11 protein-coding genes and 1 pseudogene are annotated in these 12,700 nt (G+C 42.0%); 5 read left to right on the forward strand and 7 right to left on the reverse strand.

All coding sequences use genetic code 11. The features are described from left to right. From F607_RS0120265 to F607_RS0120285, 5 genes are all read left to right on the forward strand, one after another. A partial coding sequence (locus tag F607_RS0120265; protein ID WP_027708978.1) for a transposase occupies window positions 1-196 on the forward strand: 196 nt, incomplete at its 5' end. 448 nt (window positions 197-644) lie between these two features. After that, the gene (locus F607_RS0120270) at window positions 645-1,163 is read left to right on the forward strand and encodes a GNAT family N-acetyltransferase (protein WP_027709547.1); all 519 of its coding nucleotides are present in this window, start codon (window positions 645-647) and stop codon (window positions 1,161-1,163) included. Between the two features lie 115 nt (window positions 1,164-1,278). Beyond that, entirely contained in the window at window positions 1,279-1,530 is a 252-nt protein-coding gene (locus F607_RS0120275) for a YdeI/OmpD-associated family protein (protein ID WP_027709548.1), read from the forward strand. Between the two features lie 303 nt (window positions 1,531-1,833). After that, window positions 1,834-2,253: a rhomboid family intramembrane serine protease gene (locus F607_RS30750; RefSeq protein ID WP_051311675.1), complete on the forward strand. Its 420-nt coding sequence runs from the start codon at window positions 1,834-1,836 to the stop codon at window positions 2,251-2,253. A 31-nt stretch (window positions 2,254-2,284) separates the two neighbouring features. Then, window positions 2,285-2,680, forward strand: a complete 396-nt coding sequence (locus F607_RS0120285) for a GNAT family N-acetyltransferase (protein ID WP_027709549.1) — start codon at window positions 2,285-2,287, stop codon at window positions 2,678-2,680. Window positions 2,681-2,906: 226 nt separating this feature from the next. On the opposite strand, the gene F607_RS0120290 is transcribed toward F607_RS0120285, so the two are convergent. The 7 genes and pseudogenes from F607_RS0120290 to F607_RS34795 all read right to left on the reverse strand — a co-directional run. Next, the gene (locus F607_RS0120290) at window positions 2,907-4,352 is read right to left on the reverse strand and encodes an efflux transporter outer membrane subunit (protein ID WP_027709550.1); all 1,446 of its coding nucleotides are present in this window, start codon (window positions 4,350-4,352) and stop codon (window positions 2,907-2,909) included. After that, window positions 4,349-7,492 (reverse strand): efflux RND transporter permease subunit, encoded by a 3,144-nt coding sequence (locus F607_RS0120295; RefSeq protein ID WP_027709551.1) that lies wholly within the window; start codon window positions 7,490-7,492, stop codon window positions 4,349-4,351. Before F607_RS0120295 ends, F607_RS0120290 begins: the two co-directional genes overlap by 4 nt. Before the next feature lie 11 nt (window positions 7,493-7,503). Continuing rightward, a complete protein-coding gene (locus F607_RS30755; protein ID WP_084611350.1) occupies window positions 7,504-8,745 on the reverse strand; it encodes an efflux RND transporter periplasmic adaptor subunit in 1,242 nt (413 codons plus the stop codon). A 208-nt stretch (window positions 8,746-8,953) separates the two neighbouring features. Further along, a complete protein-coding gene (locus tag F607_RS0120305) occupies window positions 8,954-10,219 on the reverse strand; it encodes a sensor histidine kinase (RefSeq protein ID WP_027709552.1) in 1,266 nt (421 codons plus the stop codon). Further along, complete coding sequence (locus tag F607_RS0120310) at window positions 10,216-10,905, reverse strand: response regulator transcription factor (RefSeq protein ID WP_027709553.1); 690 nt, start codon at window positions 10,903-10,905, stop codon at window positions 10,216-10,218. Before F607_RS0120310 ends, F607_RS0120305 begins: the two co-directional genes overlap by 4 nt. 418 nt (window positions 10,906-11,323) lie before the next feature. After that, on the reverse strand, window positions 11,324-12,301 hold the full coding sequence (locus tag F607_RS0120315) for a YHYH protein (RefSeq protein ID WP_038291921.1): 978 nt from the start codon (window positions 12,299-12,301) through the stop codon (window positions 11,324-11,326). Between the two features lie 139 nt (window positions 12,302-12,440). Then, a pseudogene (locus F607_RS34795) lies at window positions 12,441-12,700 on the reverse strand (hypothetical protein); the annotation flags it as partial.

Raw genomic sequence — 12,700 nt, forward strand, 5'->3', positions numbered from 1 at the left:
GTATTTAAAAGGTAAAAGTGCCATAGCAGTTGCAAGGCAATTTAGTGGAAGGAAAAGAAACTTCAATGGGGAGTCGTTATGGGCAAGAGGCTATGCGATTTCAACGGTTGGATTCGAAGAAGAGCAGATTAGAAAGTATATTCGAAACCAAGAGCAGCTGGATGGAAAAGGCACGGATGAAGAGGGTGATTTTTAACACGGAAGCTAATTTTAAACACTGAACTTTAACATTGGCAGCCCTTGGGGCTGCTCATAGCTGTCAAGCCTCCCGCTCTGCGGGAGCGTTATGACTAAAATAATAATGTAACTAATTTAACGAGTAGTTCTGGATGTAAAATCATTAGCCCATAAAAATTCTAGGAAGAATAAAGTTATGCCATGGAAAAGGTTTGGGTATATATGTAGAAAAGCAAGTGCTGACTATAAAGATCATGAGGATATTTCTGCTTGTTTAAAGAGAGCGGAAAATGATGATTCTTGAAATTTATACGATGGTATTATAGTTGTTGATAACTGACCCGTTTGAGTAAAGCGCTATGGATAACGCGCTTAAAAATGATTCGTGAAGGATATACGACAGTTATAGTTAGTGTTATCGTTATAGTGTCGCTCATTAGTAGTATATAGCAGGAGTTTTCTACAAGATGGAAATTGAATCAAAGCGTTTGAAAATGAGGCTTATTACAGAAGCTGACTGGGCACTATTCCTTCAGCTTCATACGGATCCGAATGTTATCTCACTGTGCTTTGATGAGCCTGAAATTGAGGTTATTCGAGATAAGTTTGAGGCTCGTCTAGTGACTTGGAGTCCAACCTCGAACGCTTGGCTGTGCTTAGTCATAATAGATAAAGTAACAGATAATGCAATGGGAATAACAGGCTTTATTGTTGAGGATAATACTGCTCATGTGGGATATCTTTTATTGCCAGAGTTTCATGGTAAGCAGTATGGTACAGAATCGCTTTTAGCGTTATTGGATTGGGCGGAATCAATCGATACAATCACTCATTATAAAGCAGTGGTTACCGAAGGCAACGTTAGCTCAGAAAGGGTGCTGGTTAAGTGTGGCTTTCACCTTCAAAGCGTGATACCTGAAGCTTATGAAATAGGTGGTAAGTTATACGCTGACCACATCTATACCCGAGATGCCAAAGTTACATAACAGTGATATTCAAATAGTGTTAACAGGCCCTAGCTTGATTTGAGCTTTGGTGACTATTCGGTGTTAGGTGCTGACTATCTTCATATTATTGATCAATCTCATGAGTCAAATAAATATGTTAAAAAAAGAAATTTCCGGAGGGGTGGTTCATAGTATTCCAGAGGATTTAGAACAGGCCCTTGTTGACGATAGTAATGCTTTAGTTATGTGGGAGGACATAACGCCTATCGCTCGTAATGAGTGGATTTGCTGGATTAATGATGCTAAAAAACTCGATACAAGACAGCGTCGAATAGCAAGAACTAGAAGTGAATTAAAAGAGGGAAAGCGTCGGCCTTGCTGCTGGCCAGGCTGCTCTCATCGATAGAAAAGTGGGTGTGAACAGTATCAATATACCTACCTTGTTGATATCACGAATTAAGTTGACTCTCGAATGATGCCTTTAGTATTTGAGTAGTTTTTAATAAGGTAAAGTCAGTAAGCCATCAAAAATATCCCTTGGTTACGATTATAATATCCCTGGTGACAGTCATTTATTCTCTGTATGTTAATTATGAGATTAGTGGATCTTTATTAGGTAAAATTACACAGCTAGAGCAATATGGTGGTATAACATTTGAGCATCTTTGGAGTTTAGAGCTATGGCGTTTATTTGTATCTCAGGTGGTTCATGTTAAGCAGCCTCATATGTTTTTTTAACGTAGCTTCGTTTTTATTGCTTGGCATAATACTTGAGCGGTATATTGGTGCTATTCGTTTTTTTCTTCTCTGGTTTATATCTGGAGCAGTAGGTACTCTTATAAGTACATTGACGGTTGAACCACCTTGGAATTTAGGTACTGGTGCTTCACAAGCTATATTAGGTGTAGCTGCGTTTGGTGTTTTATTACTTTATAAAAAAATTGATGCATCTTTGTTTTTAAAGTTTGCTGTTATATTTGCAATTCTACCAGCATTGCTTCTTGATTTGATTTTTGTTCACTATCCTAAGTTAGGACATGTTACAGGATTTATGGTTGGCTGGATAATAGCTTTCTATTATTCACATAGAGATGAGTCGTTAAAAATTGTATGTGAAAAAAATATATAGTGTATCCAGGAATTTATATTGAGGTGATTACATGTACAACGTTATTGAGGAAGTTATTGATGTTGAAAACTTTCTTCGATTGAGAGTCGTTACATGTTTAACGCCTAGATCAAAAGAAGCTGCAGTAAAAGCGCTGCCAAATAGCATCTATGGTGTACATATTCTGTATGATGGCAAACCTATTGCTATGGGTCGTGTTGTGGGGGACGGTGCCCTAAACCTTGAAATAGTAGATGTTGCTGTTGATCCTGAACATCAAGGTAAAGGTTTAGGCCGTAAGGTAATGGAGTATATTATGAGTTATTTTGAAAAATATATTCCAAAAGGCGCTTACATTACGTTAATGGCAGATGTACCTGAGCTTTATGAAAAGTTTGGATTTAAACTGACAAGGCCTGGTAGTGAAGGAATGTACATTCTCAATTAATTTACGGGCACCTCTAAAAATGTACTTTTGTCGTAATAGCTGTGTTAACAGGCCCTAGCGTTTATTAAATACTTAAGGTTACTATCGCTAAGCCTACAACAGTTGCTTAGCCCTCATGTATTCCTTAAACACTGCGTTCTCCATGCAGTGCTTCCTTGCTCTTGCAAAAAAAGCACTATTTTTAGAGGTACCCTTACAGTTATTTTTCTATTTGGATGAGTGGGTATTATACTTCAGCACCACCTCCAAGCACTTTAAATAGTGTTACTCGATTACTGTATTCTGTTCGTTGTAATAAAATCAGTGACTGTTGTGCACTATACAACGCTCGTTGTGAATCTAAGGCGTCAAGATAACTGTCTAATCCGTTACGATAACTGTCTAATCCGTTACGATAACGAGAGCTGGATAAAGTAAAGCTTTGTGAGTTTGCATCAACCAGGGCTGTTTGGGCTTTCATTTGTGCATCCAGTGATGCACGTACGGCTAGCACATCAGCCACTTCTTTGAATGCAGTTTGGATCGTTTGCTCATATTCTGCAACAGCAATATCTCGTTTAATTTTAGATTCTTTAAGAGACGCTTTTAAACTACCAGCATTAAAAATGGGTAAGTTAATACTGGGGGTAAATGACCAGCTACGATTTTTGCTGCTAAATAAATCGTTTAACTGATTGCTGCTGCGTCCTGCTGATGCTGTGAGAGAAATACTCGGGAAAAAAGCCGCGCGTGCTGCACCAATATTCGCATTAGCTGCCTTTAAACTATGTTCTGCTGCAAGCACATCAGGCCGCTTTAAGAGCACATTAGAGTTTAGGTTTGCAGGAATGGCTGCTAATGCAATAGGTTTATCAAGTTGAGTAGAAGGAAGATAAGCCTCTTTTATTTTATTACCGACTAATAACTCCAACGCATTTCGGTCTTGGGCTACTTGAGACTGATAAGCTGCCACATCAATGCGAGCACTTTCGACACTGGACTGTACTTGAGTTAAATCCAGTTTTGAGGCAACCCCTTGGTTGTACATTTTCTGTGTCAGTTTAAGTGTAGATAATTGGCTATTCAGCGTTTGTTGTGCCAGTGCTTGCAGTTCTAAATTGGTTGCCAGTGTTAGCCAACTGTTTGCAACTTCAGCAATTAAGCTTATACGGGTGCTGCGCTGAGTTTCCACTGTGGATAAAAAGTTTTCCAAAGCCTCATCTTTAAGACTGTTTATACGACCAAACAAGTCTAATTCATAGCTACTAAAGCCAATACCTGCTTCATACTGATGGCTGATTGTTGCGCTGTTACTGTTGTTCACTGAGCCTGGAGTGCGAGATGCGGTCTTGCTGCTACTGACAGATACGGAGGGCCATGAGTCTGCTTGTTGAATACCGTACTGAGCACGTGCCTGCTCAATATTAAGCAGTGCAATCCGAAGATCGCGGTTATTTTCAAGCGCCAGGGAGATCACCTGGCGCAATTTAGGATCTTGAAAATAAGTCTGCCACTGAATGTCAGCAACAGCATTATGGTTTTGGGCGACACTAGAACCTTGTTGTGCGGCTTTAGTATCACGCCATTCAGCTGTTACTGGTGAGTCAGGTCGCTGGTAGTCGGGGGCAAGGCTGATACAGCCTGCTAATGTTAAGGTTGGTATTAGGCTACAGGCTTTATAAAGTGCTCTCATACTTCAGCCTCCGAGGTATAAACTGCTTGATTCTTAGGCTTTTTGGAAAATAGCGAGCGGATAATCATGTAAAACAAGGGGACAAAAAAGATGCCTAAAAATGTGGAAAATAAAGTCCCACCCAATACCCCTGTGCCTAAAGCATGACGCCCACCTGATCCTGCACCAGTACTGATAACCATTGGCAGAACACCCAGCAGGAAGGCTAAGGAGGTCATAATAATGGGGCGAAGTCGCTGGTGAGCGGCTTGTAAGATGGCCGATAGTAATGACTCACCTTTTGCTTCAAGGTCTTTGGCGAACTCAACAATCAGAATGCCGTTTTTTGCTGCTAGCCCCATTGTCGCTAATAAACCGACCTGGAAATAAATATCATTGGATAGATCTCTTAACCAGGTTGCGAGTAAGGCCCCCACAATGCCAACAGGGACTGCCATGATGACTGAGACCGGAATTGACCAGCTCTCATATAGTGCCGCCAGACACAAGAATACGAATACCAGAGATACGGCATAAAGTAACCAGGTTTGCGTGCCAGCCGCTTGCTCTTGGTAAGACATATCAGACCAGGAATAGCTTATACCGTCGGGTAATTGGCTGACTAAGCTGGCAATTTCGTCCATGGCAACACCAGAACTGACACCTGATGCTGCACTTCCTGTTATTTCCATGGACTCAGTACCATTAAAGCGGCTCAAAACTTGGGGTTTATAACTCCACTTTCCATTGGAAAATACCGAAAAAGGCACCATTTCACCGTTATCATTTCGCACATACCAGCGCTTAATATCCTGAGGTAACATGCGTGCTGATGCCTCACCTTGTACATACACTTTCTTCACCCGACTCTTATTGATGAAGTCGTTGACATATGAACTACCTAAGACTGTCGATAACGTATCATTAATATCGGATGATGACAGACCCAGTGCCCCTGCCTTTTGATCATCAATATTGACGTGGTAAACAGGCGCATCATTCAAGCCGTTGTAGCGAACGGAGGTTAGCTTGTTATTTTTGGCGGCTAGCTCAAGAAGCTGGTTTTTGGCTGCAACCAGCGTTTCATGTCCACTGCCCCCTAAGTCTTGTAACTGCAGCGTAAAGCCAGAGCTAGTACCTAAACCTGCGATGGCAGGAGGGTTAACGACAAATACCTGAGCATCTTTAATGGTTGACATCATTTTCTGGGTAATGCGGCCGGCAATTTCTTGGGCTGAGGCTTCTCGCTCACTCCAGTCTTTCAGTTTAATAAACCCCATCCCAGCATTTTGGCTATTACCTGCCATACTGAAGCCAGCTACGTTGAAGATACCCTCAACTTCTGGTTGCTGGAGAACATAGTCAGCGACTTTGTCCATACTTTGCTGGGTACGTTGTTGGGTTGCGCCGACAGGGGCATTGTACATAACCATCAACATACCTTGATCTTCTTCAGGCACAAACGAAGTTGGCAGGCGCATAAACAGCAGGCTCATGACTCCGATGATGGCAAAGTAGCACAGCATGCTGGTTTTCGGATGGTTTACAACATGTTTTACGCCGTTGCGGTAACGGTTTGCACTAAGATTGAAGGCTTGATTGAACCAAGTAAAAAAGCGTCCTAAAGGTCCTTTGGTTGAGGTATGTCCACCTTTTGCAATGGGCTTTAATAGTGTGGCGCACAGGGCAGGACTAAGTGTTAAGGCTACCACCACAGACAGCATCATAGACGCTGCAATTGTGACTGAAAACTGTCGATAGATAGCACCCGTTGAACCTTCAAAAAAGGCCATTGGAATAAATACCGCAGTTAATACCATGGCTATTCCGATTAAGGCGCCTGTAATTTGTCCCATGGACTTGCGGGTAGCATCACGGGGAGAAAGGCCCTCTTCTGACATTACCCGCTCTACGTTTTCTACTATGACAATGGCATCATCCACCAATAGGCCAATAGCGAGTACCATGCTAAACATCGTCAGGGTATTGATGGAGTAGCCGAGTAGCGCTAACACACCAAATGTTCCTAGCAGTACGACAGGTACAGCAATGGCGGGAATTAATGTTGCTCGCCAATTTTGTAGGAACAGGAACATGATTAATATGACAAGGCCAATAGCCTCAAGCAGGGTTTGAACAACCTCTTCGATAGAAATTTTGACAAAAGGGGTGGTGTCATAAGCAATGGTGTAATTCAGGCTATCCGGAAAGTAAGGCTCAAGTGTCTTCAGTTTAGCTTTGACAGCCTCAGCCACATCCAGGGCATTAGCGCCTGTTGCCAGTTCTAAGCCCATACCAGCGGCCGGTTTACCGTTAAACTTGGCTGAAGAGCTATAGCTTTCTGCACCTAGCTCAATGTTAGCAACATCACGTAAGAAGACAGTTGCGCCACTGGTGTCAGACTTGAGCACAATGGCTTCAAACTGCTCTACCGTTTGCAGCTTACTACGGGAGGTGACGGTAGCATTAAGTTGCTGACTATTGACACTGGGTAAGTCACCCAATGAGCCAGAGCTGACATCGGTGTTTTGCTCTGAAATGGCCTTGGAAACATCGGAGGGCATCAATGCATATTTGCGCATTTTTTCTGGGTCAAGCCAAATACGCATGGCATATTCTGAACCAAATACATTGACGCTACCTACACCACTGACCCGACTTATAGAGTCTTGCAAGCTGGATACCATGTAGTCAGCAATGTCAGTATCACTCATGCTGCCATCATCAGAGGTGAATGCCAGCACCATAAACATGCTGCTGCCACCGGATTTGGATACAGTAACCCCAGCATTTTTAACTGTGTCGGGTAGCATAGATTCAGCTTGGGATACTTTGTTCTGCACCTGGACTTGCGCAGTATCGGCATCGGTACCTGCTGCAAATGTTAAGGTAATGCTCGCACTACCTGATGAGCTGCTAGAAGATGACATGTAAAGCAGGTTATCCAGGCCCGTCATCTGTTGTTCAAGGATTTGGGTAACCGAGTTTTGCACGGTTTCTGCTGAAGCACCTGTATAGGTTGCACTGACTGAAATGGTTGGTGGTGCGATATCTGGGTATTGCTTGAGTGGTAGACTAAAGATAGATAATAAGCCGCCCAGCATGATGGTAATGGCGATCACCCAGGCGAATATCGGTCGGTCAATAAAAAATCGAGCCATGAATACTACTCCTAATTCGCTAGCTGATCTTTGCTGGAGGTAGTGTCAGTGGAAACACTTTCCGCCACTTCTATATCATCTTGCTTAAAAGCTACTGTCTTAACGGTTTGGCCTGTCCTGATTTTTTGTACACCTTCTACAACAATGCGTTCGCCTACGTTCAGTTCAGAGCTGATCAGCCACAGGTCTTTTACGGCTTTACTTGTTGTGATAACACGCTGCTTTACGGTGTTGTCATCAGCAACGACCCAAACTGTTGCTTCTCCTTTTGAGTTACGGGTAACGGCTTGCTGAGGGATTAGAATGGCTTGCTCATCAGTGCCGACATAGAGTGTGGCATTAACATACATGCCAGGTAGTAACCGGTATTGAGCGTTTTTAAAAATGGCTCGTAATTCAACAGTGCCTGTAGTTTCATCTACAGCATTGCCAATAAATTCCAGAGAGCCTTCTTCGCTGTAATCTGAGCCATCTTCCAGCTTTAACTTAACTTGAACTTTGCCATCCGTCTTTTTCAGCTTGCCTGAATCCAGCTGACGCTGAAGTTTGAGGCCATCCACACTGGCAAAACTGAGGTCGACGTTGATGGGATCGAGCTGATTTATGGTGGTCAGCGCTGCTGCCTGATCCGCAGTAACTAAGGCGCCAGGTGTGGCAGAGGATTTACCAATACGACCTGATATAGGTGCTTTAATTTGCGCATATTCAAGGTTGATCTTGGCGCTTTGGAGCTTGGCCTCTGCGGCGACCACAGCTGCTTCGGCTTCTCTCAGCGTGGCAACAGCTTCATCTTTATCCTGTTTACTCACAGCACCTTGTTTGACGAGTCGTTGATAACGCTCTGCTTTTGGCTTTGCAGACTGTACAGCTGCTTTAGCCTGCGCCAGTTCGGCCTGGGCGCTGTCAAAACTTGCTTGATAGGAGGCAGGATCAATTTGATAGAGCACTTGGCCTGCTTCTACATTTTGTCCCTCAGTAAACAGGCGTTTTTGTAAAATACCGCTAACTTGTGGTCGGACATCAGAGGTTTGATAAGCTTGAGTACGACCAGGTAACTCAACCGTAACAGGAAAGGTTTGGGCTTTTAGTGTCACAACACTGACCTCGGTGGTTGGCATTGCGCCAGCACCAGCACCAGGCCCTGCAGCAGGTGCTGAATCCTGTTCTAAACAGCCACTTAAACCAAACAGTAATATGGGAATAAGCAACAATTGCCGGTGAACACTAGCACAGGTACTGACTTTAAAAGGCATGGGCAAAATCTTCTCTAAGTAAACTTAATCGCTGCCAAGTTGATTAATTTGCATAAATGTTGAAGCGGGTTAGTCAACGTAGGCATGACTACTTTTGTTGTAAGCTTTGGGCTGGGTATACCTGCACAAGCTTACGTTAGCAATTTACAGAAGGGTGGGTTAATGGAAGGTTAACTAGTTAAATAAAAGTATGAGGTGTTTGTTAAATTCATTTTGTGTCTGGAAATACCAGTGTAACGGAGTGACCCATTGCTTGCTGCTCATTTTGATAGTGCCAAGCCAAACGCTGGCATAATCGTTCAGTAAGTTGTAAGCCTAAGCCAAACCCAAGGTCTTCTTGCTCCGAGTTGGCATGTTGTTCGTTAATTATTTTTACGGTGTTTTTTTCTTGGATAATATTAACGTTCCCTTCCCATGTATGCTGGAATGCATTGCGGATTAAATTACCTAGTACAATTCGGGCTGCTGCCTCTGATAAATAAAGGGTATAGGGTTTTGTTTCTATAGTTACGGTAACTTTTTTTGACGCTAACAGATAGCGCATATCATCCACTAGATGCTGTATAACATCATTGAGTTGACATTCTTTCATCGGAAGTTGCTCAGCTCGATCATGATGAAGCCAAAGCAATATTTCTGTCAGGTGCTTCATTGTCAGGCTGGCACGATCGATACGCTCAATAGCCAACTGTTGATGGCGTTGATTTGATTTTGCATCCAGTTTTTTTAACAGTTCCACATTACTGCGTATGGTGGTGATGGGGGTGCGTAGCTCATGACTGGTATGACGAAGAAAATGCTGTTCTCGCTCGGTGGTTTCTTGAACGGCTTTCAAATTGCTACGAATGAGTTCTGCGAATGCATTAAGTTCCGGGTAGTTAAAGTTTGGTGTGGGCTGATTAAGCTTTTCTGAAGCAAGGGTTCTGGCCCATTGTCCGAGACGAGTAATTGGACGACCTAGGCGCCAACTGAGTAACAAAATCACTAAAGCCAATGACAGTGCACTTAACACACTAATCATAATTAATGTCTGGAAATCATTAGTGATATTTTTAATGGTAAGTGCTGAGGCGGTACTACGAGACATACCATAGGAAACGTAGACTTTTTGATCATGAATAATGGCATGAAATAAAAATTTTACCCTTGGTGGACTTTCTTCTGATAAATGTGCTTTGAACAATTTATTTGGGGTAATTTCTGACTGTTTAAAAAGTGTTTTTATTTCTTCTGGCAAGGCAGACCACTGTGTTGTAACAATATAGTTATGGTATTGCTTTGGCTTTTTAGGGACTTCGTTAGCAGTTTCCTCCAGATAGTGGTGAGCCACCTGCTCCATATTGCTGGTCACCATATTATCCATGCCTTGAATTAAGTAATGTGCGGTCAAAAAAGAATAACCCACTACCAGTATTAATCCTTGTACCAAGAATACAATGACAACAAGCCACTTTAAGCTGAGGCCTCTTTTCATTCATTTTCCTTATGGGCATCGATCACTTTAATAGCAAATCCTTGTCGGGCGACCGTATGAAGCAAAGGGGTCTTGAATGGCATATCAATGGCTTTGCGTAAATTAAATAAATGAACTTTTAAGCTGTTACTGTCGGGTATTTCGTCCCCCCATAATGCCTGTTCTAATTGTTTTCGTGAGACTACTGATGGCGATGCACGTAATAAGGTTTCAAGTAAGGTCCATCCCGTTGGTGAAAGTTTTATGGGCTGTCCTTGGCGCGTTAGGGTTTTGTTGGTGAGATCCATGCTTAAGTCACCACAACTAAGCTTACGCACTTGTCCACTCCGGCGCTTGGCAAGTGCCCGAACACGAACGACAAGCTCCTGCATTTCAAAGGGTTTGACTAAATAGTCATCCGTACCAGCATCGAAACCAAGCAGTTTATCGTTGATTTGATCGCGAGCGGTTAGCATCAGTATTGGTGTGTCATCACCTGCTGTTCTTAGTCGCTGACAGACAGACAATCCATCGAGCCGTGGTAGGTTTAGATCTAAGAGCAGGGTGTCATAGTGGTGTTGTGACATGAGTTCTAGCCCTGCTACACCATTGCTAGCATAATCACAACTAATGTCTTCTAATGCGAGATACTGAATCAAGGTATCAGCTAAATCCCGATCATCTTCCACCAATAATACAGTTAACATGTGATTTTGACTTTTCTCTTTTATCAAAACAGCGTAATAGCAGCCAGCTGGGCTAGTTATATTCTCAACGAAAGATATATGATCCTCAAGGGTAGCACCACACCCCGCTTGGAGTACGCTATGATCACTAAATACCCAATACGAATGATTTATAGGTTTTGTTATCTTCTCTCCTCACCCCAATCACCTATTAATATAGGCTCATGGGGTAATATAGGCTCATAGGGCTTCGTCACTCGATGGCCGCCCCTAAAAACCATTCGTATTGGGTATAGCTTTCGTTGTATGTACTAGATTAGTGAAGGTTTAAAGTGCTGTTAATCTTTGGTGCACTTTAAAGGGGGGTAGGTTAATAAAAGGTTAACATATACTTAAATTTGGTCATCTCGTTTTAGTGCTTTGAATCTGGTTTAATCAATCATTCGACAATAAGGACTTGCTCAGCTAGCTCACCTTTTAAACAGCGTGGAATATTTACAGGGTCATTACTTGCGGCATGATAATGATAAATGCCCCAAGGATAATGTAGGGTTGATGTAATATGACCACTGCATTGATCCAGGTTATCTGGTTCTTTACCAAATAAATCTGCAGATCCATAAATAGGGAATCCATCCATAGCATAGCCAATCAGCTCACTATCATACTTTTGGTAAATAGCTTCGCACTGTACTTCAAAAATATTGTTTTTTATTAGTTTTTGATTAATGGTTTCTGGGAAAATATGTGAGTGATAGAAACCTTCGTTGATATGCCCACCACAAGGGTCAAGGGCGGGTAAACCTGATGGAGCATTAGGTATACCATCAATCACGGAAGGTGGTGTTCCGTTAATAGGGACACCATTAAAGGATAGACCTACAATATTGCTGGCACCTTCCATTGAGGTAGGTTCCGTTGCAAAACGAGGTAAGGCTGGGATAAAGTAATGAAGTTTTAAACGTAAATCTTTTACAGCTTCAATACAGTATGTATACTCTGAACTTATAGGTTTATCTCGAGTATCTATCAATTGAATTCTAATATTTCCTTCATTATCAATAATATCTAAACCATCATTTTCCATATCTTCAAATAAAGCACGACTTAATAAGCGCAGGCCAGGGTTTGTAGGTCCATCATAGGGATAAATTCCGCCTATATCATGAATTGTTTTGGGGCAATAGGGACCATCTTCAATAGGTGTACTTTTTACACTCAATTTAAAACAAAGGCTGTTGATTTTGTTTGCTAACGTGCATGGAACCAGTGTGATATCAGCCAGGAAATTTTGATTATCATAATATCCAGGATGTAATATGAAAAAATTTGGCTGGTTGAAGGCAAATACATTGAATGAATAGCTGGAAAAATAAAAAGCTATTGTTGTGAATATACAAAATTTATTTTTTGCCATGAAGTCCATCCTATGACTTTGCCACACTCCTGCCGTGAATCCTAAAATTCATTTTTTATGAAAGCTCGACTTTGGCCATTTAGAAGCTAAGGCATTGCAGGTAAAGCAATACTGTTAGTGGTCAATACTCTAGACACTTTTACGCAGCCATAGCCCCATAGTCACTCATCTGTTTATACACTTGAGCGACTTTTTGAATACTTAAGCTTAACCCTAACTTGTCAAAAAGTTTTTCCATTAAGTGTTGATTAAATTTTTTACGTTTCCATGAGGCAATTGAAATTACTGTTCTATCATTACTTCCTTTTAATAGCTGATCCTCTAACTTCAAGACATTAAGTGCTGATAATGAAGCATTTAAATGAGTATGTGTGGCTTCTTTTTTACGTGACTGACAGT

The sequence above is a fragment of the Zooshikella ganghwensis DSM 15267 genome (genome assembly GCF_000428585.1).
Taxonomy (GTDB): Bacteria; Pseudomonadota; Gammaproteobacteria; order Pseudomonadales; family Zooshikellaceae; genus Zooshikella; species Zooshikella ganghwensis.